General features: G+C 51.3%; 31 protein-coding genes. 25 read left to right on the top strand and 6 right to left on the bottom strand.

All coding sequences use genetic code 11. The features are described from left to right. Positions 1 to 2: 2 nt before the first annotated feature. The 21 genes from A8F97_RS04125 to A8F97_RS24545 all read left to right on the top strand — a co-directional run bounded on the left by A8F97_RS04125 (position 3) and on the right by A8F97_RS24545 (position 16,617). Complete coding sequence (locus tag A8F97_RS04125; protein ID WP_014700510.1) at positions 3 to 1,370, top strand: TolC family outer membrane protein; 1,368 nt, start codon at positions 3 to 5, stop codon at positions 1,368 to 1,370. A 216-nt stretch (positions 1,371 to 1,586) separates the two neighbouring features. Next, entirely contained in the window at positions 1,587 to 1,916 is a 330-nt protein-coding gene (locus tag A8F97_RS04130; protein WP_014700509.1) for a putative holin, read from the top strand. 1 nt (position 1,917) lies between these two features. Further along, positions 1,918 to 2,529 (top strand): transglycosylase SLT domain-containing protein, encoded by a 612-nt coding sequence (locus tag A8F97_RS04135; protein ID WP_033071716.1) that lies wholly within the window; start codon positions 1,918 to 1,920, stop codon positions 2,527 to 2,529. After that, complete coding sequence (locus tag A8F97_RS04140; protein ID WP_015730792.1) at positions 2,519 to 3,193, top strand: hypothetical protein; 675 nt, start codon at positions 2,519 to 2,521, stop codon at positions 3,191 to 3,193. Before A8F97_RS04135 ends, A8F97_RS04140 begins: the two co-directional genes overlap by 11 nt. Then, positions 3,183 to 3,512, top strand: a complete 330-nt coding sequence (locus A8F97_RS04145) for a hypothetical protein (protein WP_014700506.1) — start codon at positions 3,183 to 3,185, stop codon at positions 3,510 to 3,512. The genes A8F97_RS04140 and A8F97_RS04145 overlap by 11 nt, the downstream gene beginning before the upstream one ends. Further along, positions 3,505 to 3,816 carry a hypothetical protein gene (locus tag A8F97_RS04150; protein WP_014700505.1) on the top strand — a complete coding sequence of 104 codons (312 nt, stop codon included), beginning with the start codon at positions 3,505 to 3,507 and terminating at the stop codon, positions 3,814 to 3,816. Before A8F97_RS04145 ends, A8F97_RS04150 begins: the two co-directional genes overlap by 8 nt. Before the next feature lie 243 nt (positions 3,817 to 4,059). Then, positions 4,060 to 4,527, top strand: a complete 468-nt coding sequence (locus tag A8F97_RS04155) for a Gp37 family protein (RefSeq protein ID WP_033071715.1) — start codon at positions 4,060 to 4,062, stop codon at positions 4,525 to 4,527. Further along, complete coding sequence (locus A8F97_RS04160) at positions 4,524 to 4,721, top strand: hypothetical protein (protein WP_014700503.1); 198 nt, start codon at positions 4,524 to 4,526, stop codon at positions 4,719 to 4,721. The genes A8F97_RS04155 and A8F97_RS04160 overlap by 4 nt, the downstream gene beginning before the upstream one ends. Beyond that, positions 4,711 to 6,138 (top strand): phage tail sheath subtilisin-like domain-containing protein, encoded by a 1,428-nt coding sequence (locus A8F97_RS04165; RefSeq protein ID WP_015730790.1) that lies wholly within the window; start codon positions 4,711 to 4,713, stop codon positions 6,136 to 6,138. Before A8F97_RS04160 ends, A8F97_RS04165 begins: the two co-directional genes overlap by 11 nt. After that, positions 6,138 to 6,662: a phage major tail tube protein gene (locus tag A8F97_RS04170; RefSeq protein ID WP_005972713.1), complete on the top strand. Its 525-nt coding sequence runs from the start codon at positions 6,138 to 6,140 to the stop codon at positions 6,660 to 6,662. Before A8F97_RS04165 ends, A8F97_RS04170 begins: the two co-directional genes overlap by 1 nt. A gap of 142 nt (positions 6,663 to 6,804) precedes the next feature. Continuing rightward, a complete protein-coding gene (locus tag A8F97_RS04175) occupies positions 6,805 to 7,125 on the top strand; it encodes a phage tail assembly protein (RefSeq protein WP_033071714.1) in 321 nt (106 codons plus the stop codon). Continuing rightward, the gene (locus tag A8F97_RS25005) at positions 7,070 to 7,213 is read left to right on the top strand and encodes a GpE family phage tail protein (RefSeq protein WP_099092847.1); all 144 of its coding nucleotides are present in this window, start codon (positions 7,070 to 7,072) and stop codon (positions 7,211 to 7,213) included. The genes A8F97_RS04175 and A8F97_RS25005 overlap by 56 nt, the downstream gene beginning before the upstream one ends. A gap of 216 nt (positions 7,214 to 7,429) precedes the next feature. After that, positions 7,430 to 9,883 (top strand): phage tail tape measure protein, encoded by a 2,454-nt coding sequence (locus tag A8F97_RS04180; RefSeq protein WP_033071713.1) that lies wholly within the window; start codon positions 7,430 to 7,432, stop codon positions 9,881 to 9,883. Then, a complete protein-coding gene (locus tag A8F97_RS04185; RefSeq protein ID WP_033071712.1) occupies positions 9,883 to 10,812 on the top strand; it encodes a phage tail protein in 930 nt (309 codons plus the stop codon). Before A8F97_RS04180 ends, A8F97_RS04185 begins: the two co-directional genes overlap by 1 nt. Beyond that, positions 10,802 to 11,014: a tail protein X gene (locus A8F97_RS04190; RefSeq protein WP_033071711.1), complete on the top strand. Its 213-nt coding sequence runs from the start codon at positions 10,802 to 10,804 to the stop codon at positions 11,012 to 11,014. Before A8F97_RS04185 ends, A8F97_RS04190 begins: the two co-directional genes overlap by 11 nt. After that, positions 11,002 to 12,162: a phage late control D family protein gene (locus tag A8F97_RS04195; protein WP_033071710.1), complete on the top strand. Its 1,161-nt coding sequence runs from the start codon at positions 11,002 to 11,004 to the stop codon at positions 12,160 to 12,162. The genes A8F97_RS04190 and A8F97_RS04195 overlap by 13 nt, the downstream gene beginning before the upstream one ends. Then, entirely contained in the window at positions 12,159 to 12,740 is a 582-nt protein-coding gene (locus tag A8F97_RS04200) for a phage baseplate assembly protein V (protein WP_015730785.1), read from the top strand. The genes A8F97_RS04195 and A8F97_RS04200 overlap by 4 nt, the downstream gene beginning before the upstream one ends. Before the next feature lie 59 nt (positions 12,741 to 12,799). After that, positions 12,800 to 13,147, top strand: a complete 348-nt coding sequence (locus A8F97_RS04205; protein WP_005972702.1) for a GPW/gp25 family protein — start codon at positions 12,800 to 12,802, stop codon at positions 13,145 to 13,147. Beyond that, positions 13,138 to 14,241 carry a baseplate assembly protein gene (locus tag A8F97_RS04210; RefSeq protein ID WP_033071709.1) on the top strand — a complete coding sequence of 368 codons (1,104 nt, stop codon included), beginning with the start codon at positions 13,138 to 13,140 and terminating at the stop codon, positions 14,239 to 14,241. Before A8F97_RS04205 ends, A8F97_RS04210 begins: the two co-directional genes overlap by 10 nt. Further along, the gene (locus tag A8F97_RS04215; RefSeq protein ID WP_015730783.1) at positions 14,234 to 14,815 is read left to right on the top strand and encodes a phage tail protein I; all 582 of its coding nucleotides are present in this window, start codon (positions 14,234 to 14,236) and stop codon (positions 14,813 to 14,815) included. The genes A8F97_RS04210 and A8F97_RS04215 overlap by 8 nt, the downstream gene beginning before the upstream one ends. 2 nt (positions 14,816 to 14,817) lie before the next feature. Beyond that, positions 14,818 to 16,617: a hypothetical protein gene (locus A8F97_RS24545; protein ID WP_227001582.1), complete on the top strand. Its 1,800-nt coding sequence runs from the start codon at positions 14,818 to 14,820 to the stop codon at positions 16,615 to 16,617. A 69-nt stretch (positions 16,618 to 16,686) separates the two neighbouring features. On the opposite strand, the gene A8F97_RS25110 is transcribed toward A8F97_RS24545, so the two are convergent. Beyond that, complete coding sequence (locus A8F97_RS25110; RefSeq protein WP_375154052.1) at positions 16,687 to 16,935, bottom strand: gp53-like domain-containing protein; 249 nt, start codon at positions 16,933 to 16,935, stop codon at positions 16,687 to 16,689. A gap of 69 nt (positions 16,936 to 17,004) precedes the next feature. On the opposite strand from A8F97_RS25110, the gene A8F97_RS04230 reads away from it, so the two are divergent. The 3 genes from A8F97_RS04230 (at position 17,005) to A8F97_RS04240 (ending at position 20,601) form a co-directional block, all read left to right on the top strand. Further along, positions 17,005 to 17,568 carry a recombinase family protein gene (locus tag A8F97_RS04230; RefSeq protein WP_033071707.1) on the top strand — a complete coding sequence of 188 codons (564 nt, stop codon included), beginning with the start codon at positions 17,005 to 17,007 and terminating at the stop codon, positions 17,566 to 17,568. 109 nt (positions 17,569 to 17,677) lie between these two features. Continuing rightward, the gene (gene ybiB, locus A8F97_RS04235) at positions 17,678 to 18,646 is read left to right on the top strand and encodes a DNA-binding protein YbiB (protein ID WP_033071706.1); all 969 of its coding nucleotides are present in this window, start codon (positions 17,678 to 17,680) and stop codon (positions 18,644 to 18,646) included. 86 nt (positions 18,647 to 18,732) lie between these two features. After that, the gene (locus A8F97_RS04240; protein ID WP_033071705.1) at positions 18,733 to 20,601 is read left to right on the top strand and encodes a M3 family metallopeptidase; all 1,869 of its coding nucleotides are present in this window, start codon (positions 18,733 to 18,735) and stop codon (positions 20,599 to 20,601) included. Positions 20,602 to 20,640: 39 nt separating this feature from the next. Here the strand turns inward: A8F97_RS04240 and glnQ are convergent, their stop codons facing one another. The 4 genes from glnQ to dps form a co-directional block, all read right to left on the bottom strand. Next, the gene (gene glnQ / locus A8F97_RS04245; protein ID WP_005972679.1) at positions 20,641 to 21,363 is read right to left on the bottom strand and encodes a glutamine ABC transporter ATP-binding protein GlnQ; all 723 of its coding nucleotides are present in this window, start codon (positions 21,361 to 21,363) and stop codon (positions 20,641 to 20,643) included. Beyond that, positions 21,360 to 22,019 carry a glutamine ABC transporter permease GlnP gene (gene glnP, locus A8F97_RS04250; RefSeq protein WP_014700484.1) on the bottom strand — a complete coding sequence of 220 codons (660 nt, stop codon included), beginning with the start codon at positions 22,017 to 22,019 and terminating at the stop codon, positions 21,360 to 21,362. Before glnP ends, glnQ begins: the two co-directional genes overlap by 4 nt. A 26-nt stretch (positions 22,020 to 22,045) precedes the next feature. Then, the gene (gene glnH, locus A8F97_RS04255; protein ID WP_014700483.1) at positions 22,046 to 22,792 is read right to left on the bottom strand and encodes a glutamine ABC transporter substrate-binding protein GlnH; all 747 of its coding nucleotides are present in this window, start codon (positions 22,790 to 22,792) and stop codon (positions 22,046 to 22,048) included. A 397-nt stretch (positions 22,793 to 23,189) separates the two neighbouring features. Next, positions 23,190 to 23,693, bottom strand: coding sequence for a DNA starvation/stationary phase protection protein Dps (gene dps / locus A8F97_RS04260; protein ID WP_014700482.1), 504 nt, complete (start codon positions 23,691 to 23,693; stop codon positions 23,190 to 23,192). Positions 23,694 to 24,006: 313 nt separating this feature from the next. On the opposite strand from dps, the gene A8F97_RS04265 reads away from it, so the two are divergent. After that, a complete protein-coding gene (locus tag A8F97_RS04265) occupies positions 24,007 to 24,546 on the top strand; it encodes an AAA family ATPase (protein ID WP_014700481.1) in 540 nt (179 codons plus the stop codon). Between the two features lie 13 nt (positions 24,547 to 24,559). Here A8F97_RS04265 and rhtA read toward each other — a convergent pair whose 3' ends face one another. Beyond that, positions 24,560 to 25,441, bottom strand: a complete 882-nt coding sequence (gene rhtA, locus A8F97_RS04270; RefSeq protein ID WP_014700480.1) for a threonine/homoserine exporter RhtA — start codon at positions 25,439 to 25,441, stop codon at positions 24,560 to 24,562. Between the last annotated feature and the right edge of the window lie 64 nt (positions 25,442 to 25,505).

Consider the following 25,505-nt stretch of genomic DNA (forward strand, 5'->3'; position numbering starts at 1 on the left):
TCATGCAAAGGATCGCGATAGTCGTGTTGTTGGGGCTGCTTTCTTCGGGTGCTAACGCATTAGGGTTACTTGATGCCTGGGAGTTGGCGCTGCGCAATGACGCACAGTTTCGTGCTGCGGGGTTTGAGCATGCCGCAGGTCAAGAAGAGGAGACGATCGGGCGTGCTAACCTGCTCCCCAACCTCCAATATGGCTATAGTGCTAATCGTAGCCATTCTACAGTCACCCAAACGGATAATTTCAACAATAACACGCTAAAACGTGATTATAACAGCTACACGTCGACGCTATCGCTGCGTCAACCGTTGCTGGATTATGCGGCCTGGGCGCGTTATCAGCAGGGCGTTGCCCGCACACTGATGGCCGATCAGCGTTTTCGCGATCGTAGTCAGGATCTCATGGTACGGTTATACAAAGCCTGGAGCAGTGCGCTGTTGGCGCAGGAAAAACTACAACTGCTGGATGCGCAGCAGCGAGCCTATCAGGAGCAGTTGGCGCTGAATAAACGTCTACTGCTGGCAGGCGAAGGTACGTTAACGGATGTGCGGGAGACGGAGGCGCGTTTTACGCTGACTGAAGCACAGCGCATTGAACAGCAGGATAATCTGGATTCTGCGATCGTCGATCTGGAGAATATGACGGGCGCGGCGCTGGATATCACGGCGCTATATCCTCTAACGCTCACGCAACTGCCGTCTACGGAATCAGCCAGGCAGACGCTGGCGCAGTGGCGCGATCTTGCTGTGCAGCACAACGCCAAACTGGCGACGCAGCGAGAAGGGCTGGCGGTCAGCCATTATGAAATCGAACGCAGTCGCGCTGGCCATTTACCTACGCTGTCGCTGGTGGCATCGTCGCGCAATAGTCGTTCGGAAAGTGAATACAACTACAATCAGAAATACGACACGCAGAGCGTCGGTTTGCAACTGAATGTCCCGCTTTACTCCGGTGGTTCCGTTTCGGCATCCATGCGGCAAGCGGCAGCAGAATATCAGCAAAGTCAGGCAGAGTTGGACGATCAAACCAAGTCCACGCTGGCAGAATTGAAAAAATATTACAATTTGTACAATAACGGCTCGGCGAAAATTAACGCTTGGCAAATGACGGCCTCGTCGGCACAAGAAGCTGTCAAGGCCACACGATTGAGTGTCGTGGGCGGTGAACGCATTAATCTGGATATTCTGCTGGCCGAACAGGATTGGTATAACGCCCGACGAGAGCTGGCGGAAGCGAAATATAGTTGGCTTCAGGCATGGCTATTACTGCGCTATACGGCTGGTACGCTGAACGAGAAAGATATTCTGGAACTGGCAGCCTGGTTTCAGCCAGCGACGAATTCTTTAGACACTCATAAAGGTATGAAAAACTAAAACAGATGATAAAAATCATACTCGATAAAGGAGTATGATTTTCGCGTGGACGTAAAATTAGCACGAGTCTGGTGTGGATACTGACGCCTATGTATGGTGAATATAAATGGTTCAATTCTGTGGGATATTGTGCCTTAGCCATACTTAAACTCCTTTAAAATCATCAAATCTCTTCATTTTGCATAATGGCCTCCATTCTTATCAGGAGGCTTTATCGTGAAACAAATCAAAAAACCACGTCTTACCGGCTGGATCGTGACATCGGCTTTTCTCTTTGCTGTTATCGGGCTGATTTCACCACAACAGCTTCCCGTCACCGTCTATAAACTCTCGCTTATCTCACTCGCCGCCGTATTAGGTTATTGGCTGGATCGTTCACTATTTCCTAAAGCTCGCCCCGGTTTATTCCTCGAACAAGGCGATGAACCTGTACCGCGTGGACGCTTTCCTGTTCGGGATGGTCACCACACTGTATTTGCCGCTGCAATGTTACGACGAGCGCTGATTGTGTCAGCCGTTTGCATCGGCGTAGCGATGGGGCTGTGATATGCGACATCTCCTTATCACTCTGCTTCTTAGTTCCCTGTTTTTTAGCGCTACGGTCTGCGCTGACACGGTCCCCCGTGCTGCGCAGGCGTACCGCAGTGATGTGATCCGCAGCGCACGGCTGGATTGGGGCATGAATGCCCCGATTGCTGATTTTGCGGCGCAGTTGCATCAGGAAAGCGGCTGGAATCCTCGGGCTGTTTCACCCGTCGGTGCGCAGGGGCTGGCGCAGTTTATGCCGACCACCGCCGACTGGTTTAGCGGTATTGTTCCTGAACTTCGCGCCAATCAACCGTTTAATCCCGCCTGGGCTATCCGTGCTCTGACGGGCTACGATCGCTGGCTGTGGACAAGAATCAGTGCCAGTAATGACTGTGAACGAATGGCAATGACCTTGTCGTCCTACAACGGCGGGCTTGGCTGGTTACAGCGTGATAAGCAGCGTGCGAAGATCGCTGAGAAGGATATCCTTCGCTGGTTCGGCCATGTGGAAACCGTCAATGCTGGGCGCAGCGCTGCCAACTGGCGTGAGAACCGCCATTATCCCGATCGCATTTTGCATCAACTAGCACCTCGTTATTTGAGTTGGGGGAGGGCGACCTGTGTGGAATAGTCTGTTTCTCAATAGCCTGAAATCCCTTTTTTCTCCACGTGTGGTCACCGCCCTGATTGCCGTTGTGTTGCTATTTACGGTCTATCTGACCGGCCGTAATCAGGGTTATCAACTAGCGCAAGCGCAGGGGGACATGGCATTGGCGAAGCAGCAGGCGGCATTCAACTTGCTACAGCAGCAGCAGGCCGAAACTCAGAATCAGCGATTACGTGCGGCGGCGGAGCAATACCAGCAGCAGGTAGCGCATGGGAACCAACTCGAACAGCGCTATATAGTTGCGCGCCAAAAACTGGCGGCGGATAACGCCGCTCTGCAACGGAGAATTGACCATGTTACTCAGCAATATATTGACGAGAAAGGCAAAGTTCAGCCTATGCAGTGCGTGTTTACTCGTGGCTTCGTGCAGCACTACAACGCCGCGTTCGGTCTGTCTGCTGGCGGTGCCTCAGATATTACCGCCGCTACCCGCCGCCCTGGCACAGCGTCCGGTTTCGGCGCAACCGCTGACACCGAATTACAGCCTTCAGGCGTCTCCCAGCGCGATATTCTCGCCAACATCAGCGACAACGGAGAGCGCTATCAAGCATTAAGTGCGCAGGTTAATGCGTTGTTGGACTACATCGAAGCGTTACAACCGACAGGGGAGGTAACACGTGAAGATTGAAGTGGAGTTTTGGTCGCTGGTCGGTCTGCTGTTGTCGTTTATGAGCTTCCTGTTTGCCGCTGGTCGGATTCTACTCATCCAGATTGAAAAGCGGCTGAACGAGCGTTTTGCTGCACTGGAAAGTGCTCGCCAAAAGAGCGAACAAGGGTGGACGCGGCTGGAGCGCGAGTTTCTGGAGTTCCGTGCTGATTTACCGCTGATTTACGTGCGTCGCGAGGACTACATCCGTGGTCAGACGGTAATTGAAGCCAAACTGGATGCGCTTTACAACAAGCTGGAGCTAGTGCAGCAACGGTATTCGGGAGGAAATCATGGCTGATACGCAGGGTATCCGACAGGAATCGATGCGCTGGCATTTGCTCATCGCATTAAATAAAACGCGTCCTTATACGGCGAATGAAATGTTCCTGCTAGCCGTGATGCAGCGGCTGTATGTTGATGCCTCAGAGCCGGAGTTGCGTCAGGCGCTGGATTACTTGGCCGATCGCAAGATGGCGATATTAACTAAAGAGATGGAAGGTGTCTGGCTGGCGAACCTAACCCGCCTGGGTGTGGATGTCGTGGAATATGCAGTTGACTGTATGGTTGGCATCGCCCGACCGGAAAAATACTGGGATCGGTGAGTCGTAACGCTGGTTTTTCTTCTGCACGTTCTCTTTATCTGTGTCGTCATCTTCCTTTACGCCAGCACGGTTGTGTTGGCGTTTTTTTTATCTAAATAATTTTATATTTCATGTAATTAGACGTTTTTTCCAATAAAACCTGTCGCTGTTTTTTTCTAAAACAGATTAAAAGCCGCCGCCAACCGTTATCCGGATACTAGCGCCATCAAAACAGGGCAGCACCAACACAGCGGGTGAAAGGATATGAATACCAAACCAATTATCGATGCGGTGATAGCCCGCCTTCAGCAGTATTTACCCGCGCGGCGGATCGCTTCCTGTCCAGAAAGTATTCTGATCGGGCCAGACTTCCTGACACCTGGAGATGTGCTGGTGGGATATCGCGGCTCCGAGTTTTCCGCACCGGAAGACGTGGATTCTCCGGTTCAGACGCAGCGACCTCAACTGATGGTTGCCGTGTTGCTGCCGAAGCTAGATGGCGAAGAGGGCGTGCTGGCCACGCTCGATACCATTCGTCAGGCGCTGGGAGGATACCGACTGCCTGACTGTCATCGCGGCATCCGGTTAGTACGTGACCGCTACGTTGGTTACACCGAAGGACGCTGGCATTACGTCATCGATTGCACTACAGAAACCCTTTTTATCGAAGGCCGCGAGCAGACGGATGATCCGCTGCTTACCACGGTTAATTATGAGGAGAAAGACGCATGAAATACCGCTATACCGGCCCCGCCAGCGGAGTCACGCTGGCAGATGGTCAGGAAATTCTGCTTTGGCCCGCTCAGGTAACTGAACTGCCAGCAGATCATGAGTACGTGAAAACGCTGATCGCGCTGGGCTATTTGTTGCCTGTCGTGGGTCAGATTCTGGCTGATAGCGCAACGGAGGTGACCCTTGGCCGCTAATTATTTACACGGTGTAGAAACGATTGAAGTTGAAACGGGTGCTCGTCCGGTGAAAACCGTCAAGTCGGCGGTAATTGGGTTGATTGGTACGGCACCGCAGGGAGCGGTAAATGACGTCACGCTGTGCCTGTCCGAAAAAGATGCGGCGCAGTTTGGTAACCAGTTCGGCGGTTATACCATCCCACAGGCGCTGGATGCGATTTACGATCATGGAGCAGGCACCGTACTGGTGATCAACGTGCTGGATCCGGCGAAACACAAATCCTCTGTGAGCGCGGAAAAAGTCACGTTTGATAAAGCAACGGGGACGGCGCAACTGGCTAACCGCGCTATCGCCAAGTTGGTACTGACTGCGGCAGAAGGTGGTGAGCCGTTTGTTGAAGGTCAGGATTATACGCAAGATGCTCAAACCGGTGTACTGAAAAACTTGGGTAAAAATATCGATGTTGCTGCCGTGGTCAGTGCGTCTTATGACTTTGCTGATGTCACGAAAGTGACTGCCGCTGACATCATTGGCAGCATCAACGCCGCGGGCAAACGCACCGGTATGAAGCTGCTGAACGATACCTACAATCTGTACGGCTTCTTCGCCAAAATTCTGATTTCTCCGGTGTTCTGTACGCAAAACAGCGTAACGACCGAACTGATCTCGTTGGCGGACAAACTGGGCGCGATTGCCTACATCGATGCGCCAATCGGTACCACCTTTGCACAGGCGCTGAGCGGTCGTGGCCCGGAAGGCACGATCAATTTCAACACCAGCTCTGAACGCGCTCGTCTGTGTTATCCGCACGTAAAAGTATACGACGCAGAAACCAACGGCGAACGCTTGGAGCCGCTGTCGGCGCGTGCCGCTGGTCTGCGTGCCAAAGTCGATCTGGAGAAAGGTTTCTGGTGGTCATCATCCAATCAGGAAATCAAAGGGATCACCGGCGTAGAGCGCCAATTGTCTGCGATGATTGACGATCCGCAGAGTGAAGTGAACCTGCTGAACGAGCAGGGCATTAGCACTATCTTTAATAGCTACGGTTCCGGCCTGCGCCTGTGGGGCAACCGCACCGCAGCCTGGCCAACCGTGACGCACATGAAGAACTTTGAAAACGTGCGTCGTACTGGTGATGTGATTAACGAATCTATCCGCTACTTCAGCCAACAATACATTGACATGCCGATCAATCAGGCGTTGATCGATGCTCTGGTGGAATCGGTTAACGCCTACGGCCGCAAGCTGATCGGTGACGGCGCGCTGTTGGGTTTCAAATGCTGGTTCGATGCCGCTCGTAACGAGCAAACCGAGCTGGCGGCAGGGCACCTGTTGCTTAACTACAAATTCACTCCGCCGCCACCGCTTGAACGTCTGACCTTTGAGACGGAAATCACCTCGGAATACCTGGTAACGCTGGAGGGCACTAACTGATGGCCGGGAAAATTGAAGTAAACCGTATCACCAACGCCAACATCTACATCAACGGTACCAACCTGTTGGGGCGTGCACAGGAAATCAAACTGCCGGATGTCTCGATGATCATGCAGGAGCACAAGGCGTTGGGTATGGTCGGCAAGATCGAACTGCCTGCGGGTTTCGACAAGCTGGAAGGCGAGATCAAATGGAACTCCTTCTATCGCGAAGCGATGCTGGCAGCGGCGAATCCGTACCAATCGCTGGCGTTGCAGTGTCGCTCCAGCGTGGAACGCTATGGTTCCCAGGGTCGTATCGAGGAAGTGCCGCTGGTGACGTACATGACCATTATGTTTAAAAAGAATCCGTTGGGGACGTTCAAACAGCACGAAAACCCGGATTTCAGCAGCGCGTTCAACTGCACCTACATCAAGCAGGTGATGAACGGGGAAGACCTGCTAGAGTTGGATTACATGTCCAACATTTTCATGGTGGGCGGCGTGGATCAACTGAATAGCTACCGCGCCAATATCGGCGGTTAATTCGGTCGTTATTGATTAAGGTTGGTAAGAAAGGGGCTTCGGCCCCTTTCTTATGCTCGCCAGTTTCGTTTTCTAATTTGCTTTAAAATCCTTATTCCTTGCAGCACGCGATACTGCTCCCGACATTTACTAAGGAGCTGTTATGCACACTGAAACCTATTCTCTGCAATTCCCTTATACCACCTCTGCCGGTCAACGTGTGGAGTCCATTTCATTCAAGCGTCTGAAAGTAAAAGATATCAAAGCGGTGAAAAAAATCAGCGATGATCCAAGCAACTGGGACGACGCCCTGTTGTCGCGCATGACTGGTCTGGTGCCGGAAGACATCGATGAGATGGATGCGCAGGACTACATGGCGCTGCAAAAACGATTTCAGCAATTACTTGGGTTGGATAACTCAGCCAGCGCTGCTGTGGAAAGCGCAAGCTCTGCTGGCGAGGTGGTTTCGCTTTCAGCCGAGTGAGATTGATGCGTTGGAACTGGACGATTTTGAACGCTGGCTGGATGAGGCCAGCGAACAGCTAAAACGTGAGAACGGTGAGGAAGACTGATTATTGACAGGAGTAATTAGGCCACCATCCACCCTAACCCGGCCAGCGACAGGACGCTGGCCGTTTTGTTCCTCACCACCTGTCTTCATTCTCCCGCTAATCGCCCGTCCTTTACTCGCTTTTCTCCTTATTTGTGATGGGAAAACCAAACTGGAACGGCGTAAGCCACCGTCTCTAATCCGCCCCGCGAGGGGCTTTTCTGAATGAGAGTGAACCGTGGATATACTTTTAAACGGAGCCATATTGGGCAAGGCGTTTAGCACCACACTGGATGACACACAAAAATCGTTGCTGTCACTGAGCGATAGCCTCAAACAAGTACAGGAGCGGCAGCGTTCGTTTAATCAGTCGCTGGAGCGCTTTGGTGCTATCAGCGTACAAATCATGTTTCAACTAAACCAGTCGATCCGTGAACTGGAAATCAATCAAGAACGTCTGGCTCACAGTCAGTTGCGTCAGGAAACGCTACACGATAATCGTGCTGAACAGACTGAAAACCCCCTGGAAATAAAGGAGACATTTAGCTCGGTGATATCACCCATTGTGGAGTCGGTCACGCGCTATGCGTCATTTGAGGCGCAATTGCGCGACATCAGTGTTTCACATGCGATGTCGAGTGAGCAGGAAAAGGTGATGGGGCAGCGCCTACGTCAATCTTCACAGTGGGTGAACCAAACGCCGGATGCGTTGTTAAGCGGTGCAGGACAATTGCTTGATAGCGGGATGTCTGCGGATCAGGCAACGGATGTTGTGACGGTGTTGGGGAAAACCTCAACGGCCTCCGGTACTGCACTGTCCGATCTTACTGAACTCGCAACCACGCTGGATGATGTGTTTAACCTGAAAGGGGCGAAGACGTTGGAGGAATCTTTCTCCCGGATGCTGGCAGGCACTAAACAGGGTTTCTCCATGGCATCGATGGCGCAATATGTCCCCGCGCTGGCTCCGGGTTTTACGGCGATGGGCGCGACGGGTGATCAGGCATTGAGCCAACTGGTTTCCAGTCTTAGTGCCACGAAGGGCACGGATACGGAAGCAAACGCGGCTGCGCAACTGGGTAGCTTTTTGCATGCCGTGGGGCGAACAGACATTGCCGACAGCTACCGTAGCGCGGGTGTGAATTATAACGCGTCGCTGAAAAGCCACATGCAAGACGGATATTCGCAGTACGACGCTGCGGTTTTGATCGGTAATCAGCTTATCGATAGTAAAGGCAGTCAATTCCAGCAACTGTGGGCCCGGGGCGCGGGCAATGTGGATGCGCAGCAACGTTTAATGCAGCGTTACGGATTGCAGGAGGTATTCCGCACGCCAGAAGCGGTGAATCACGCACTATCGATGAAGCAGAACTGGAAAAGCTATCAATCTAACCAGCAGGCGATGAACGGCCCGGCCGCCACGCAAACGCTGGGTAGCGACTTTGCCCGGCGAAACGACACACTGACCGCGCGCTGGAATCGAATGACAACGTCGTTGATGAATATTGCGCTTAACGTGGGGGAGGCGCTAACGCCGGTGCTGGTTTCTCTGAGTGATGCGCTGATCCCTATTTTGGACCAACTGGTGACCTGGACGGCCGCGAACCCTGAGTTAGTGCGCGGTATCGTGATGACGGTTGCAGGTTTTTTTATATTTGGAAAGGCGGTAATTGGCGCGAAGCAGGGAATTACCTCGCTGCTATCCGCGTTGCAGAAACTTTGGGACGGTATTTTACAGGTTAAGCTTGGCTGGCAACTGTTCAGCGCAGGATTAAGAACGACGGGTTTCTTACAGGGTATTGGTGCGATGTTGAATGGGGTGGCTAGCGGAGCCGGAACATTAGCACGCATGCTCGGGGGCGTGTTGCGTAGCGGCTTGATGATAGCAGGTCGGGCGGTTTTGTTTCTGGGACGAATGCTGTTGATGAATCCGATTGGCCTGACAGTAACGGCAATCGCGGGAGCCGCTTATCTGATTTACCGATACTGGGAACCGATTAGTGGGTTCTTTAAAAACCTGTGGTCACAAGTGAGTCAGGCTTTCAATGCGGGGTGGGAGGCGCTCAATAATGCTGTATCCGGCGGTGTAATGGGGATTACGGCGTTGCTGTTCGACTGGTCGCCATTTGGCGTGTTGTACTCCATCTTTGCTGATACCGTCAGCGAGTTGGGCATTCAACTTCCCGGTAGTTTAAGTGCACTCGGCGGCGTGATTATTGATGCCTTAGTCAATGGCCTGACGAGCGCTTTTCCTGAGTTGAAAAACGTCCTGAAAACGATCGACGAATTTATTCCCGATAGCGTTAAAGATTTTCTGGGTATTGGCTCGCAAACGGTCTCTCCTGTTACTGGCGGGCAATCTATCGCTGCGAGTGCTATCACCTCGCCCATTCTGCAACCTACATCGGCATCTGTTCTGTCGCCACATGAATTCGTGGCTGAAAAGGGCGACGCGCCAACCCCGCAACAGCGCGTCTCACTGGCACCACCTGCCGGCGGAACGAAGGGCAAGTCCGCCAACGCAAACCCTTCCGAACGTATTCAGGTTGCTTTCTCACCCACCATTTACCTCAGCGGTCAGAAGGCTGTGCCAACGCCTGAAATGACGAAGACGCTGACGCTCAGCATGAATGAGCTGGAAAATATGTTGAACAAGTTGCTCGCCCAACGCGAGCGCAGGGGGTACGCCTGATGTTTGCGGTATTAGGAAATATTGAATTTAACGTGATTGCTTATTGGGACGGTTTTGATGCGTCGTTCGGTGCAGATTATGCCGAGCATAGCCGCATTGAGGGTAAACCCGGTTTGCAATTTATCGGTGCGAAGCTGGATGAGATTCGTATTAGCCTGGCGTTTCACCAGCAGTATTGCACGCCTGATGTGGAGCTGAAGCGCTTGAATGAAGCGATGCGGGCGCATCAGGCGATGGCGTTGGTCTTCGGTAATGGGGATTATCGCGGCTGGTTTGTGATTACTGCACTCACCTCGACCAGCCAACATACCGATTCGAAGGGTAACGTCTTGGCGATGAATGCAGAGTTGACGCTGCGAGAATATATTGGCGATCCGAAGAATCCGCTCAAGCCGCCTGCGATAGAGACGCCTGTTCCTAATGTTAGCGCCATCACCAAAGCAGTCGATAAAGTGAGCAATTTTGCAGCTTCACTACGCACGGCTGTCACGTATGCCAAGAAGGCTCAATCAGCCGTTAAGGCGGTGAAAACCACCGTTCAGATTGTAAAACGGATGAAGAACAATCCCGAAACCGCGCTGTTGCAAATTCCTGGGCTGCTAACGCAAGTCGGGAATGTATTGACGCCGTTAAGTGAGGTGGAACCGGCGTTTAAAAAAGCGGCAGAAGCTATTTCTGATGCGGCGGTTCAGGCAGAGAAGATGATGCCTGAAATTACAGCGGTTAATAAAGCGGCGAATGAAATGCTGAAGCAGGTCAAGCAAGTTGCCACCTTGTTGCAGGGCGTCGACAGCAAAAACGTTATCGAGAAGCTGGAAGCCATCAGTAAACATGTGGATGCCGCGAGCGACACATTTAAAGGCGCTGAACCTGCGCTGAGCAAACTGACGGCGGAAATCGTGAAGAGGGTTGAAGCATATGCACCTTGAACATATCACTACACAGGGCGAACGCTGGGATACCTTGTCCTACCTGTATTACGGCGATCCGCTTGGCTATCCGCGGATTATTGCGGCTAACCCGCATGTCCCCATCGTGCCGCTGTTGCCATCGGGTTTGGTGGTACTGATTCCGATTATTGAACAGGTAGAGGCCAGTAAAGCGGAGGACACCCCACCATGGCTGCGTTAACGGAAGAACTAACCCTGCTCTCTCCTGCGGTGTCGGAAGTCCTGCAACCGGCGTTCACCCTGTGGTATCAGCAAAAAGACATCACCAATGATATCGCGCCGTATGTCACCAGCGTGACTTATACCGACAGCATCAAGAATGAATCGGATGCGATTGAAGTCAGACTCGATGATACCGATGGCCGCTGGATGGATAAGTGGTATCCCGGTACGGGCGATACGTTATCGCTCAAACTAGGCTATCTCGGTGAAATGCTGTTTGACTGCGGCACTTTCTCGATTGATGAAATTGAGGTTAGTGGACCGCCTAGCGAAGTGATGATTCGTGGGGTGGCTACATCGGTTAATCGAGCGTTGCGAACCAAGTCAAATCGCGGTTTTGAAGATACGACGTTAGCCGCCATTGCGACGCGCATCGCGAAAAAGCATCGGTTGATGCTCGTGGGGATGATTCAGATCATCAAGATCGATCGCGTTACGCAATATGCGGAAACTGATGTCGCTTTTCTAAAGCGGCTCGCCAGTGAATATGGCTATGTTGTGAAAGTGGTCAGCGACCAACTGATTTTTTCCCATCTGGCAACGCTGCGCAATCAGGCGTCTGTTCGACAAATTAAGCCAACGGACGTCGCGCGTTTTTCACTGAGCGACACGATCAGCCACGTCTATAAAAATGCCAAGACGAAATATCAGAAAGGGAGTGAAAAGAAACTGGTGGTTTGTGAAGCCGACGGTAGCGCGAACAACGGGATGAAGTCTGCCGGTGCTGAGACCAGTGCGGATACGTTGAAAGTTAACGTTCGCGCGGCGGATGCATCTGGAGCGAGGATGAAAACGGATGCAGCATTGGATGCGCACAACGAAAAGCAACAAAAGGGGTCGATGACGCTGATGGGCAGCCCGCAGTTGGCGGCGGGAAATAAAGTGGAGTTGGTGTCGTTCGGCCAACTTTCTGGCCATTGGTTGATCGAATCGGCTCGCCATATTCTGGAACGTGGCAGTGGCTACACCACGGCGATTGGGTTGATTCGCGGGCCGATTACGGCGGGCAAGAGAAAGTCGGATAGCGGAAAAACGCTGGTGACGTACCACCCGGATGGTAACGCAATAGCGAGGAAGGTCAATAGCAACAAGGAGAAGGTAGAATGAGTTTATCTCGTCGAATTGGCACGATAAGCGCGGTGGATGAGGTTCATGTTATGGTGCGCGTTCGTCTGCCAGAATGTGACAATCTGCGCACGGCCTGGTTGCCAGTGTTACAGCACAATACACAGAATAATAAGGATTATTGGTTGCCGGATATTGGTGAACAGGTTGAAGTCCTGCTAGACGACAACGGCGAAGACGGCTTGGTGCTGGGAGCAATTTATTCTGCTGCCGATGTACCAACGCTGTCGGATAAGGACAAGCGGGCGGTGACGTTCGCCGACGGTGCACATATTGAATACGATCGTCGAACGCATACGTTAACGATCAACGGCGGCGTGCAGCATATTGCAATTAGCAGCGGCACTGACGTGGTGGTTAATGCCCAGCGAGTCACTATCAATGCGCCGGAAACGACCGTGACTGGCAAGCTGCTGGTGCAAGGGCAATTCACTTACGAGAGTGGGATGTCCGGCTCCGGCGGTGCCAGCCTCGGCGGCGATGTTAGCATTTCCGGCAACGTCAGCGCCAGCGGCAGCGTCATGGACGCTGGTGGCAATTCCAATCACCACTCACACTAACGCGTTCTCTAAACCGCTTTACAATTCCTTTCTCTCTTCGGGGGCGACAATAGCCCCCTATGAAAACTCAATCTGTTTTTTGGCAACCGGCTCTGCAACGTTCTGGCGACATCGTCGAAGGAACGGCAGATATCCTGCAGGCGATTCACATCATCCTGCGGACACCCTGCGGCAGTGACCCACATCGGCCTGACTTTGGTAGCAATCTACATCTGTATCTCGATTATCCGATCGATCGTGCGATCCCGCATGTCGTCAGAGAGTCGGTAGAAGCGATCAAACGATGGGAACCTCGCTGCCAGCTACTGGCGGTTAAACCTTCTGTTAATGGGGCTCACTTGACGCTGCTCGTTAGTTGGAAAACCGCTAACGGCGCGACACAGACCACGGAGTTGTTATGGCGCTGACAGAACCCAATTTTATTGAACGCGACGCGGCGAAAATTACCGCTGAAATGATCGCGAAATATGAAGCTGACTCAGGGAAAACGCTCTATCCAGCGCAGGCCGAGCGCCTGTTGATTAACCTCTTTGCCTACCGGGAAACCTTAGTGCGTAGTGCGGTTCAGGAAGCCGCCAAGCAGAACCTGGTTGCGTTTGCTCGTGCACCGATGCTGGATTATCTGGCAGAACTGGTCGGTGTTTATCGTTTGGCGGCACAGCCAGCGCGGGCAGAGCTTCGCTTTACCCCCGAAACGCCGTTAGTCAGCGATCTGCTGATCCCTGCGGGTACTCGCGTTAGCGCGTCGGACAGCGTGACTTTTGCTACCGACAGCGATGCGCTGCTGAGAGCGAACGGCAGCGGTGTCACTGTGCTGGCGACCTGTACTGAGCGTGGTGATGTTGGCAATGATTGGCTGCCAGCCCAGATCAGTACGCTGCTAGATGAGATTGGCGACAGCGATTTAAGCGTCAGCAATATCACCAAAAGCAGCGGCGGTTCCGCCGAAGAGGGGGACGATCGCCTGCGCGAACGTATTCAATTGGCTCCGGAATCGTTCAGCACTGCAGGATCGAAGCTGGCATATCGCTTCCATGCGATGCGGGCACATCAAAACATTGTCGATGTCGCGGTAATGTCGCCGAAACCGGGCGAGGTGGTGCTCTATCCGTTGCTTAGTACTGGCTTGCCGGACAAAAGTCTACTCTCGCTGGTGGAGAGTTTTTGCTCCGACGAACAGGTTCGCCCACTGACTGATTTTGTTTCCGCCAAGTCCCCCACACAGGTGGATTATGCCATTAATGCCAAATTGACGCTGTTTAACGGCGAGCAGGCCAGCATTGTTCAGGCCGCGGCGGAGAAAGCGGTACAGGCCTGGGTGGAAACCCGCACGGCAACGTTGGGGCGGGACATTGTCCCAAGCCAGATTATCGCTACGCTTTCCATCCCCGGTGTGTATCAGGTGGAGCTCGTTTCGCCGTCATTTATGGTGCTTGATGACAGTGAATGGGCGAACTGTACGGGTGTTAACGTCAGCATCGTTGGGGTATCGAATGGCTGATTCACTGCAATTGCTGCCACCGCCGCTGGCTGCTGACGCACGCTTTCGTTCGCTGGCGGAATTGGCTGACCGCTTTGATGACATCGATCTGAATACGTTGCTGGTTTATCTGGTTGATATCGCTGATGGCAGTGCCTTGCCCTGGCTAGCCGAACAGTTCTCATTGTTTGGTGATGGCTGGGAACTGGCTGAATCGGATGACTCCAAGCGCGCGTTGATCAAGGCCGCAATCGATCTGCATCGTAGCAAAGGGACGCCCTGGAGCATTAAAGAGATCATTCGACGTTTTGGTTTTGGCGACAGCACGCTGATCGAAAACATTGGCCGTCTGAACTACGACGGCGAAACCACCTATAACAACCTTTATGTACACGGTGATAAAGCAGCGTGGGCAGTTTATCGCGTGTTGTTAAAACAACCGATTACCAACGATCAGGCCAGAATGCTACGCAATGCCATTGGGATGTTTGCTCCAGTACGGTGCCATCTGGCCAGTATCGAATATTGGGAAGTGCCTATCCGCTACAACCGGACGGCGATATATGACAGTAACTACAATCATGGGAGCGCTTGAACATGGCGAATTTGTCAGAGAACCCACAATGGGTTGACGGTATTTATCAAATTGAAACGTCAGATCCGGTCGTGGGTGGACCGGACGGTGTCTCAAATCGACAGGCTAAAGAACTGGCCAGTCGTACCCGCTATTTGAAAAAAGAGCAGGAAAAAACAGGTAGCGATCTGGCGACACACGCGGTGGCTGCCGATCCGCATACGCAATATGCACCGAAGGCGAACCCGATCTTCACCGGCACGCCCAAAGCGCCAACGCCGGCAACCGATAGCAATAGTCAGCAGGTTGCGACGACGGCGTTTGTTAAATCTGTTGTTGCAGCACTCATTAATGATGCGCCTACAGCATTGGATACATTGCAGGAATTGGCGAAGTCTTTGGGTAATGATCCCAATTTCTCGACAACGGTGTTGAATGCCATCGCTGATGTCAAATCCGAGGCGGCGAATAAGCTGAATGCACACACCGCAGCGGCTGATCCACATACGCAATATGCACCGAAAGCGAGCCCTGCGTTGACGGGGAAGCCGACGGCACCAACGGCTGTGCAGGCATCTAATGACACGCAGGTAGCGACAACGGCATTTGTTAAAGCGGCTGTTGCCGCATTGGTAAATGGTTCGCCTGCAGCCCTGGATACGTTGCAGGAGTTAGCTAATGCCTTGGGGAATGATCCGAATTTTTCAACAACGGTATTGAATGCCATCTCTGATGTGAAGGCTTCTGCTAGCAGCGCTGCGGCTATTGCGGCGAGCGCGAACACCAATGCGAACGGACGCGTGCCATCTGGACGTAAGGTGAATGGTAAGCCGTTGGCGGACGATGTTACCCTCGCGGCTGGGGATGTGGGGGCCTACACCAAAGCCGAGACTGATACGAAAGTTTCTGCAGCCATGACCGTCGCGAACAACGCTGTTATTGCAGCGACCAATGCGAATACGAACGCCAATGGGCGTGTACCATCTGGGCGTAAGGTGAATGGGAAGGCATTAACCGCAGACATTGCGCTAGTGGCGGCTGATATTGGCGCATTACCCGTTGCGGGAACAGCTACCGCTGCGGCAAAATTAGCCACACCGCGTAAAATTAACGGTGTAGCATTTGATGGCTCGGCGGATATTACATTAACTCCCGTAAACCTCGGTTTTGGGGAGTTTAATTTGGCACCTGCTGCATTGCTGCAATTTTCATCGCATTTACTGCAACGGTTAAATTTTAAAGTAATTAGTAATGATACTCTAGAGGTGAGTTTAGAAATAAAATCGCATGGACGTTTTGTTGAAATTAATAAAACTCGTTTATTTATTTTGGACGATAATGCAACCATTATATCAGGGAAAGGAACCAGTCGCTTCAATCCTGTCGGGAAATTTATTGTTACATCAATAACATTCCCCGCAGGAAATAATAATCTAGCAACAGTTAAGATTTACTATCAAAATCACGGATTGACGATTGGAGGTAGCAAAGTATTTAGGGTGGCAGGATTTATATATCGTGAAATCGGCTGTTCATGGATGGGACATGTAAGTACATCTGGTGCATCATATAATTCGTATTATATGACTCTTAATAAACCTATTTCAGTACCAAATGCACCTATAATTTCCTCATCATCCTCATCTCATTATGATTTTGATGATACGTTAGGTTCGGTCACTGTAGGTGCAGATAATCAACCTACATCAATTAGTGCCGCAATGTTGGGGAAGGATATCGTTTCATTTTCTGTTGCAGATACAGATATTATTTCTCCTCGTGATACAGACATGGCAACGATTATTGTCTATGACATTGTATAGTGCCCGTTACCCATTGGGTGCGCCGATAGGCGCCCCAATGGGCATTATCATCAATTCCCTATTGCTATATTAATATGCACTCCACGCAGCTGCACCCTGCGCCATCCGATTGATAGTAAATACAGTGTTGCTAATACTCCTGATACTCACTGTATCATTCCCTGCTGGGTTAAGGAGAATTGGTGTTGCAGTAATAGAAAGAGGCCGATTTGGAAATGGTAGCGGGAATGGTATCTCAACTACACCCGCGCTGGGCTGACTGATATAGCCCCACTGAATAATCAAACCTCCCGACAGTTTATAATACCCGTCGCCCATTTCCCCCAAACCGAGGTTTGCGAGAACCTCCCAATAAAAATACAATCAATAATTTCATGAGGTTATGAAATGCTGATTGGCTATGCGCGGGTGTCTACTACCGACCAGAATACGGATTTGCAGAAAAAAGCGCTGATTCGAGCAGAATGTGAGCTGATTTTTGAGGATACCGCCAGTGGGAAGAATGCACAGCGGGCGGGGTTGAAAAGGGCGATGAGGAGATTAAGGCGCGGTGATACGCTGATAGTGTGGAAGCTGGACAGACTAGGACGCAGCGTGCGTGATTTGATTGAGCTGGTATCCGCATTACAGGCGAAAGGTATTCATTTCCGCAGTCTGACGGACAGTATTGACACCTCGACCCCCGCAGGTCGTTTTTTCTTTCATGTGATGAGCGCACTGGCGGAAATGGAGCGTGAGCTGATTGTCGAGCGTACACTGGCTGGTCTCGAGGCCGCTCGGTTGCAGGGGCGCAAACGACTGATGACGCAAGATGCGCTTTGCCGAGCGGAAGCAATGTTGGCGACGGGGGCGACGCGCTTTCAGGTAGCGAATGTCGTCGGTGTATCAGAAAAAACCATCTACAAGTACTTTCCTGCACGGAGTAAGGATAGCGTTCTTGCTGCTGGCTAAAAAGCACTGTAATAGCAATTTCCTCTGCGGCAGAGTGACCTGAACCCCACCAAACATGTTATTTTCATTGATAAGTTCTTTACTGTGTCGCCGAAAATGAGAGGCCAGCATGGATTACACTAAAATTATCAAAGAAGTGGGGCGCGGGAAAAATCATGCGCGTGACATTGATCAGGCAACGGCTTATGAACTGTATAGCGCGATGCTGCGCGGTGACGTACCGGATCTGGAGCTCGGCGGGCTGTTGATTGCGTTTCGCATCAAAGGCGAATCCGAAGCCGAGATGCTGGGTTTTTATCAGGCGATGGACGAACAGGTGTTACGCCTGAATCCGCCTGTGGGCTTTCCCATGCCGATCGTGGTTCCCAGCTACAACGGTGCGCGCAAGCAAGCTAACCTGACGCCTCTGTTGGCGCTTTTGCTGGCAAAATTAGGTTTTCCGGTAGTCGTGCACGGCGTAAATGACGATCCGACTCGCGTTACCAGCGCGGAGATTTTGCGCCATCTCGGCGTGACGATTGCGGAGAACGCCGGGCAGGCTCAGCAGGAGCTTGATAAGGGGAGCCCGGTATTTATTCCCGTCTCTGTGCTGTGCCCAGCTATCGATCGTCAGCTACAGTTACGCTGGCGCATGGGGGTACGTAACAGTAGTCATACGCTGGCTAAGGTGGCGACGCCATTTGGTGAAAGCGAGGCACTGCGCGTCGCTAGCGTGTCCCACCCTGAATACGTTTCCCGCGTGGGGACGTTTTTTAAGGATATCAACGGGCGCGCGCTTCTGATGCACGGCACTGAAGGGGAGGTGTACGCCAACCCGCAACGCTGCCCGGAAATTCATTTTATTCATCAGCAGCATACTGACGTGCTACAACTTCGGCAGGATATTAGCGTCGCGCCCGATGCGCTGCCTATTGCGAAGGATGCCGCAACCACGGCGCGTTGGACGGTACAGTGCCTGACAGGTGAAATTGCTATACCGCAGGCGATTCGCTTGCAACTGGCGTGCTGTCTGGTTGCTGCCGGTGAGGCGGCAACCATGGAGCAGGCTGTCGCAACGATTAAGAAACGCCTTGGCTGAATGGTTTACCGGGGCGGATTAGAACGCGGGTTGTCGCGCCACTTCACACAGCCAGACGGCTGTCATTTGAAGAGAGAAGGAATAGCATGCAACAGGTAGTGGACTATTTTAATGCATTGAATCGTGACTATCTTGCGGTCCATCAGGCAAAAGAAGAACTGTTTTGGCAACTGTATATGGGAACGGGCAACGATGAGGTGTCTGAGCATTTCTCCGCCGCAGAAAGTGCGTATAAGCGCTTTATTTCACAGCCGCAACGTCTGGCTGAATTGAGAGTTCATCTCGCCACGTTGGAAAATAGCCCACGTGATGAACAGCAGCAGGCGTTGTTACACGGTTTACAAGGTTGGTATCGGTTTTTCGACTGTAACGTGATTGAAGATCCGCAGGCTCAGGCGTTGATGGACGAGATTATTGCCGCCGAAAGTGCATTATACGCCAAGCGCAAATCCTATGAGATGACGCATCTGGATGCCAAGGGTGAGCGCGTGCCAGCCTCGCTTGGGGAACTGCTGACCAATCAGGCGACCAATGATACCGAAGCTTATCGTCAGAGCTCTCAGCAGGCGCTGCGTTCTCTCGAACAGTGGCTGTTGCAGAACGGTTTCCCTGAGTTAGTTTCGCTGCGTAACCGCTTTGCTCGTCAGATGGGCTACCGGAACTATTTTGACTATAAGGTCAATAAGACAGAGCGGATGACGCCGGAGCAGTTATTTGCCATCCTCGATCCTTTTGAAGAACAAACGCGTGAAGCGAATGCTCGCAGTCTGAAAAACCTGGCGGATGAAAAGGGTGAAGATGCGCTGCAACCGTGGAATATTCGCTATGCCAGCGCGGGGGATGTGACGCGCCAGCTCGATCCTTATTTTCCTTTCTCGGCGTCGCTGGAACGTTGGGTCAACAGCTTTAAACGCTTGCACATTGGGTTCAGTGGGGCGGAAATGCAGCTTGATTTGCTGGTGCGCAAAGGCAAATACGAGAACGGCTTTATGCACGGTCCGGTGCCGCCGTTTGTACAAGAGGGAAAATGGGTTCCTGCACGGATTAATTTCACCAGTTTGGCAAAGCCGGATCAAATCGGTAGCGGTGCCAGCGGCATTAATACGCTGTTTCATGAGGGGGGCCACGCCGCGCATTTTGCCAATATTAAGCAGAATGCGCCCTGTTTTTCGCAGGAGTTTCCGCCAACCTCAATGGCCTATGCCGAAACACAATCCATGTTCTGTGACAGCCTGTTGGGCGATGCTGACTGGTTAAAACGTTATGCAAAGAATGCGCAGGGAGAAACGATTCCTGATGAGTTGATCCGCGCGGATATCAGTACTCAGCAGCCGATGCGAGCCTTCAACGATCGGCATATTCTGCTGGTGCCGTATTTTGAGTGGCAGCTCTATTCGTGGGATGACGAGGCGCGCACGCCGGAAGCGATGACAAAACTGGCACGTGATACCGAGCTGCGTGTTCTGGGCACTAACGGTAGCCCGCGGCCGACGCTGGCGATTCCACATCTGCTGTCTATGGAGTCGGCGTGTTCTTATCAGGGCTATCTGCTGGCGTTGATGGCGGTGGAGCAGACTCGGAGCTATTTCCTGCAACGTGACGGCTATCTGACGGATAACCCCGCTATCGGTCCCGATCTGGCGCAGCACTATTGGCTACCGGGTAATAGCGTGAGTCATGACGACACGCTGCGTAGCCTGACGGGGGAGGGGTTCAATCCCGCCTATCTGGCACAGGCTTGTAATCTGACGGTAGAAGATGCCTGGACACAGGCGAAAAGCACGATGGAGCAGGCCGCTAGCCGTCCTCAGCCAGCCGCAGATTTCGATCTCTCTGCCCATATTCGCGTGGTCGATGGTAGCCGTGTGTTAGCGGATAACGTACAGGGCGACGAGAAGATGTGTCAGGATTTTGCGGCGTTTATTGAACGGGAATATCCGCGTTCACAGGGATAAAGCTGAAAAGAAGCAAGGGGGCAAAAGCCCCCTTGTTGATCAAGATACGTGTTGCAGGAATTCACGCAGGCGGTCGCTGGGTGGATTCGTAATCAGCGTTTCCGGATCGCCATCTTCTGCGATACGGCCTTTATCAATAAAGATCAGGCGTGAAGCCACTTTATGCGCAAAGCCTACTTCGTGAGTGACGATCACCATCGTCATACCTTCCTCGGCCAGATCTTTCATTACGGTCAGTACTTCATGACGCAACTCTGGATCGAGTGCCGACGTCGGCTCATCAAACAGCATCAGTTTCGGTTTGACTGCTAGCGCACGGGCGATGGCCACACGCTGCTGCTGGCCACCGGAAAGCTCAGAAGGGTAGTGATGCGCGCGTTCTGACAGGCCTACTTTCGCCAGCAATTCCAGCGCCAGTTTCTCAGCCTCAGCTTTACTCGCTCCGCGCACTCGGATCGGACCGAACGCGACGTTTTCCAACGCGGTAAGATGCGGGAATAGATAAAACTGCTGGAATACCATCCCAGCTTCCTGACGGATTAAGCGCTCATCAACGCGGGGATCGTTCACTTTAAGGCCGTCAACAATCAATTCACCGCTGGTAATTTCTTCCAGTTTATTGATGCAGCGTAGCAGCGTAGATTTACCCGAACCCGAAGGCCCAATGATAACCACAACTTCACCCTGACCGATGGTGAGATCGATATCGTGTAAGACTTGCGTCTTGCCAAAGTGTTTGGATACGTTTTTAAATTCAATCATATAATCTTAAGTCTTCTTTCCAGACGACGCAGAATAAAGCTGAGGACCAGCGTGATGCACAGGTAAATAATGGCAACCGCAGTCCAGATCTCCAGCGCACGGAAGTTGCCCGCGATGATTTCCTGACCTGAACGAGTGAGTTCAGCCACGCCGATAACAATAAACAGTGATGTATCTTTGATGCTGATAATCCACTGATTGCCCAGTGGTGGCAGCATGCGGCGTAGCGCGAGTGGGGCAATCACATGGCGTAACGTCGCGCTACGAGACAGCCCTAGTGCCAGACCCGCTTCACGGAAGCCGTTGTGAATTGATAATACCGAGCCACGGGTAATTTCCGCGATATAGGCACCGGAGTTAATCATGATAGTCACTACGGCGGCGGCAAAAGGGTCAATTCGCACGGATGTGAAAATCATTGGTAGGGCGAAGTAAATAAACATCACCTGCACAACAATCGGCGTACCGCGAATAATTTCAATAAAAACGAGCGAAATGCGACTGGAAAACCAGCCGCCGTAGGCGCGGGCAAAGCCCGCGACCACGCCAATCACCAGGCCACCAATCAGACCCAGAACAGAAATCAACAACGTCATTTTTGCCCCTTCCATCAGGAGGGGCAGAGAAGGCCAAATGGCACTCCAGTCAAACTGCATGGAATATCTCCAGATTAAATCGGCAATTACTTAGGTTCTACGCCAAACCACTTCTTGTAGATCTCAGCATAAGTGCCGTTTTCACGCAGCGTTTTCAGGGCGCCATTCACTTTTTCACGCAGCTCGTTGTTGCCTTTCGGGAACGCGATGCCGTATTGCTGGGCTTTAATAGAATCACCTACCGCTTTAAATTGGCCATTGCCTGCGGTTTTGATGAAGTAGAGGATATTTGGCGTATCGTGCAGAACAGCGTCAGCACGATTGGTGCCCAGTTCCATATAGGCGTTGTCGATATTCGGGAACTGGCGCAGATCTTTGGTTTTGATATTGGCTTTCGCGTAATCAACGGAGCCCGTGCCGCTTTTCACCGCAACCACTTTACCGGCTAAATCCTGCTCGCCTTTGATATCGTTGTTGTCCGCTTTAACCATCACCAGCAGGCCGCTGTCATAGTAACCGTCAGAGAAATCGATTGCTTTTTTACGCTCTTCGGTAATGGTAATGCCTGCGAGCGCCAGATCGATGTTACGCGTTTGCAGGGCAGGAATAATACCGCCGAAGTCCATTGGCTTCAGGGTGTATTTCAGGTTGAGCTGTTTAGCGATAGCATCCCAGAGGTCGATGTCAAAACCGACGTACTTGTCGCCTTGTTTGAATTCAAAAGGGACAAAAGCGGTGTCTGTCGCGACAATCAGTTCTTTCTCAGCGGCATAACTGGATACGCTCATCATTAGCGTCAATGCAGCCAAAGAGGCCTTAAGTAGTGATTTCATCAAATCCTTCCTATTTAGCAGTTGTGGGAGCTTTTTGTTTTACAGGGGTTTTAAGCATAGTACGAAAGTGGAACCCATTAGAACATTAGGTCAATTATCATGCGTTGTACTTAACCTGTTGTTTTTATTTTATTACCTTGCAGGCGGTGAAATTTTCATCTCCGATTGGCCCAGGCAAGGCGCTGCTATGATTAACTGATTTACACGAGGGAAACAACCGTTGATTGGTGTTATGGCCAATTAATGGGGCGGAAAGCTAATTTTTTGAGCGTCTTAACGGAAAAAATGCGAAGTTTGTGCAGATTACACGAAGATCGAGGGGCTGAGTGGATTGAGCAGGCAGTAAAAAGGCTGCCCGAGAGCAGCCTTAAGTGCGTCCGTGGGACGATAGCGCAAATTATTCAATGTTTGATTCAATGAACCACAGGAACTGATCCAGATCGCGTGATGCGGCGGTCAGAATGTCCGCAGAGGCCTCATCTTCCGTTTTACCAATAGCACGGCGAACGTTGTTCGCGACAATCGCATAACGCTCGGCCAGCGCTTTTAGATGATCCTGAACGCTATGGATGGTAGTCGGATAACTTTTCAGCGAAGTCTGTTTACCGACAATTTGTACCGTACCCAGCGCGACGCCGCCTATCTGCACAACGCGTTCGGCGATGGTATCCTGATGGTCAATAATCGAGGTGCGGAAGCCATCCAGCATTTCATGAACGGCGATAAAGTTTGCACCGCGCATGTTCCAGTGAGCCTGTTTGGTAATCAACGACAGGTCGATAAAATCAACAACCAGTTGGTTTAACAGTGCGATCGTCGAGGTCTTAACGCTATCGTCCAAATCATTGCGAGTGTAAAGCAGTTCGGACGGTGCTGATTTCACGAGTTTGGCGGTAGACATAATAGTTATCCTCTCTTTAATTATTGATAGTCTTGCTGTTCAACGTGATTAATTATAACAGCGATAAAAATTAAGATTGAAAAGAATTACCTATCAAATGAATAGCTATAGCATAACGATATTATGCTTATTTGTAGTCAGAATTTATCTGATGTCAATAATGTATAAATGGTGAGTGATAGCAATATTTTATATTATCCTTGCGACACAATTACATATATTGATAAAAATCATTACTCCTGAGGTGAAAATAGTTATTATTCTCTTGTTTTTTCTTAAGGCATATAATGTGTTATTAAAGGCGTCATGAAGAATGAGAATCAATCTTATTGGTACCAGCGGAAGTGGAAAATCTACGCTCGCTCGTCGTTTGTCTGAGCAGTTGGATGTACCCTACGTTGAAATGGATGCGTTGTTTTGGCTGAGCGACTGGCAAGGAAGAACGGATACCGACTTCTTTCAACGGCTTGAAAGCGCACTGGGGCCAGACAACTGGGTACTGGATGGCAACTATAACCGAACGCGAGATATTAAATGGCGCAATGTTGATGTCGTGGTATGGGTCGATTACTCTTTTACTCGCACACTTTTCCAGGCTGTGCGGCGTGCCTATCTTCGGGCCTGGCGAAAAGAAGAACTCTGGAGCGGTACAGGTAATAAGGAGTCCTTTCTTCGCAGTTTCTTTAGTCGAAATTCGATTATCCTCTGGACAATAAAAACTTATTCGAGAAACCGGAAACGATACCTAGCGGATTTAGCCGACCCTCGTTATCGCCATATTCGCTTTATTACCCTGCATTCACCTCAGGAATGTGAAACTTTTCTGCAACATTTTCCCGAGGAAATGAAATAAGAACGTATTCTATTTACGTCTTCTCTTCTTTACGTACCTCTGCTGATTTTATTGTCAACGTTGCGCCTAGTGATGCGGTGATAATAAATATCAGCGCCATCCACTGTATGAACGAGAGGTGTTCGCCGAGGAAAAGTATCCCTGATAAGGCGGCAATTGCCGGCTCCATACTCATTAAGGTACTGAACGTTCTGGCGGGTAGACGTGTTAACGCCACCATTTCCAGAGAATAGGGCAGCGCGGTGGATAGGATCGCAACAGCAATGCCGAGCGGGAGTATCGTGAGCGAAAACAGCGTGCTTTCCGCGTAATATGCACCGATAGGGCAGAAGATCAGTGCAGCAATACAGGAGCCAATAGCGACAGTTCCTGGTCCGTGATTTGCCCCTGCTTTTTGCCCAAATAGAATATAGAACGCCCAGCAGGTGCCTGCACCGATGGCGTAGGCTGCGCCCGTTAAATCAACATTTCCGATGTTATGACCCAGCGGTAATAAAAACCACAAACCGGCAACGGCAAGAAAAACCCATAGAAAATCAATCGGCCTGCGTGAAGCTAACATAGCAACGGCAAGTGGACCGGTGAATTCCAGTGCGACAGCAATGCCAAGCGGCACCGTCTGCAATGAGAGATAGAACAGAAAATTCATACCGCCCAGCGTAATACCATAAATCAACAGCGGCAGGCGGTTACTACTGAAGCGCATACGCCACGGTTTGAAAATGATGCACAGAATGATCGTCCCAATTCCCAGACGCAATGCCGTAACGCCAGTGGCACCGATGAGCGGAAACAGATTTTTGGCCAGAGCAGCCCCGCTTTGGATAGACAGCATCGAGATAATGATGAGCAATACAGGGATGAATGATGGCAAACGGTGGGAAAATAAGGTCATTCTTTTGGCCTTAAAAAAGATATAACATTCCGTTGCTATTATATCCAATTGTAAACAATTTGTC

The sequence above is a fragment of the Pectobacterium parmentieri genome, assembly GCF_001742145.1.
GTDB classification, from domain to species: domain Bacteria; phylum Pseudomonadota; class Gammaproteobacteria; order Enterobacterales; family Enterobacteriaceae; genus Pectobacterium; species Pectobacterium parmentieri.

Excerpts from the sequence above, each read along its gene's own strand:
- A8F97_RS04125 (WP_014700510.1), top strand. The coding sequence starts at position 3 with ATGCAAAGGATCGCGATAGTCGTGTTGTTGGGGCTGCTTTCTTCGGGT.
- A8F97_RS04135 (WP_033071716.1), top strand. The coding sequence starts at position 1,918 with ATGCGACATCTCCTTATCACTCTGCTTCTTAGTTCCCTGTTTTTTAGC.
- A8F97_RS04150 (WP_014700505.1), top strand. The coding sequence starts at position 3,505 with ATGGCTGATACGCAGGGTATCCGACAGGAATCGATGCGCTGGCATTTG.
- A8F97_RS04155 (WP_033071715.1), top strand. The coding sequence starts at position 4,060 with ATGAATACCAAACCAATTATCGATGCGGTGATAGCCCGCCTTCAGCAG.
- A8F97_RS04160 (WP_014700503.1), top strand. The coding sequence starts at position 4,524 with ATGAAATACCGCTATACCGGCCCCGCCAGCGGAGTCACGCTGGCAGAT.
- A8F97_RS04170 (WP_005972713.1), top strand. The coding sequence starts at position 6,138 with ATGGCCGGGAAAATTGAAGTAAACCGTATCACCAACGCCAACATCTAC.
- A8F97_RS04175 (WP_033071714.1), top strand. The coding sequence starts at position 6,805 with ATGCACACTGAAACCTATTCTCTGCAATTCCCTTATACCACCTCTGCC.
- A8F97_RS04185 (WP_033071712.1), top strand. The coding sequence starts at position 9,883 with ATGTTTGCGGTATTAGGAAATATTGAATTTAACGTGATTGCTTATTGG.
- A8F97_RS04190 (WP_033071711.1), top strand. The coding sequence starts at position 10,802 with ATGCACCTTGAACATATCACTACACAGGGCGAACGCTGGGATACCTTG.
- A8F97_RS04195 (WP_033071710.1), top strand. The coding sequence starts at position 11,002 with ATGGCTGCGTTAACGGAAGAACTAACCCTGCTCTCTCCTGCGGTGTCG.
- A8F97_RS04200 (WP_015730785.1), top strand. The coding sequence starts at position 12,159 with ATGAGTTTATCTCGTCGAATTGGCACGATAAGCGCGGTGGATGAGGTT.
- A8F97_RS04205 (WP_005972702.1), top strand. The coding sequence starts at position 12,800 with ATGAAAACTCAATCTGTTTTTTGGCAACCGGCTCTGCAACGTTCTGGC.
- A8F97_RS04210 (WP_033071709.1), top strand. The coding sequence starts at position 13,138 with ATGGCGCTGACAGAACCCAATTTTATTGAACGCGACGCGGCGAAAATT.
- A8F97_RS04215 (WP_015730783.1), top strand. The coding sequence starts at position 14,234 with ATGGCTGATTCACTGCAATTGCTGCCACCGCCGCTGGCTGCTGACGCA.
- A8F97_RS24545 (WP_227001582.1), top strand. The coding sequence starts at position 14,818 with ATGGCGAATTTGTCAGAGAACCCACAATGGGTTGACGGTATTTATCAA.
- A8F97_RS25110 (WP_375154052.1), bottom strand. The coding sequence starts at position 16,935 with ATGGGCGACGGGTATTATAAACTGTCGGGAGGTTTGATTATTCAGTGG.
- A8F97_RS04230 (WP_033071707.1), top strand. The coding sequence starts at position 17,005 with ATGCTGATTGGCTATGCGCGGGTGTCTACTACCGACCAGAATACGGAT.
- ybiB (WP_033071706.1), top strand. The coding sequence starts at position 17,678 with ATGGATTACACTAAAATTATCAAAGAAGTGGGGCGCGGGAAAAATCAT.
- A8F97_RS04240 (WP_033071705.1), top strand. The coding sequence starts at position 18,733 with ATGCAACAGGTAGTGGACTATTTTAATGCATTGAATCGTGACTATCTT.
- glnQ (WP_005972679.1), bottom strand. The coding sequence starts at position 21,363 with ATGATTGAATTTAAAAACGTATCCAAACACTTTGGCAAGACGCAAGTC.
- glnP (WP_014700484.1), bottom strand. The coding sequence starts at position 22,019 with ATGCAGTTTGACTGGAGTGCCATTTGGCCTTCTCTGCCCCTCCTGATG.
- glnH (WP_014700483.1), bottom strand. The coding sequence starts at position 22,792 with ATGAAATCACTACTTAAGGCCTCTTTGGCTGCATTGACGCTAATGATG.
- dps (WP_014700482.1), bottom strand. The coding sequence starts at position 23,693 with ATGTCTACCGCCAAACTCGTGAAATCAGCACCGTCCGAACTGCTTTAC.
- A8F97_RS04265 (WP_014700481.1), top strand. The coding sequence starts at position 24,007 with ATGAGAATCAATCTTATTGGTACCAGCGGAAGTGGAAAATCTACGCTC.
- rhtA (WP_014700480.1), bottom strand. The coding sequence starts at position 25,441 with ATGACCTTATTTTCCCACCGTTTGCCATCATTCATCCCTGTATTGCTC.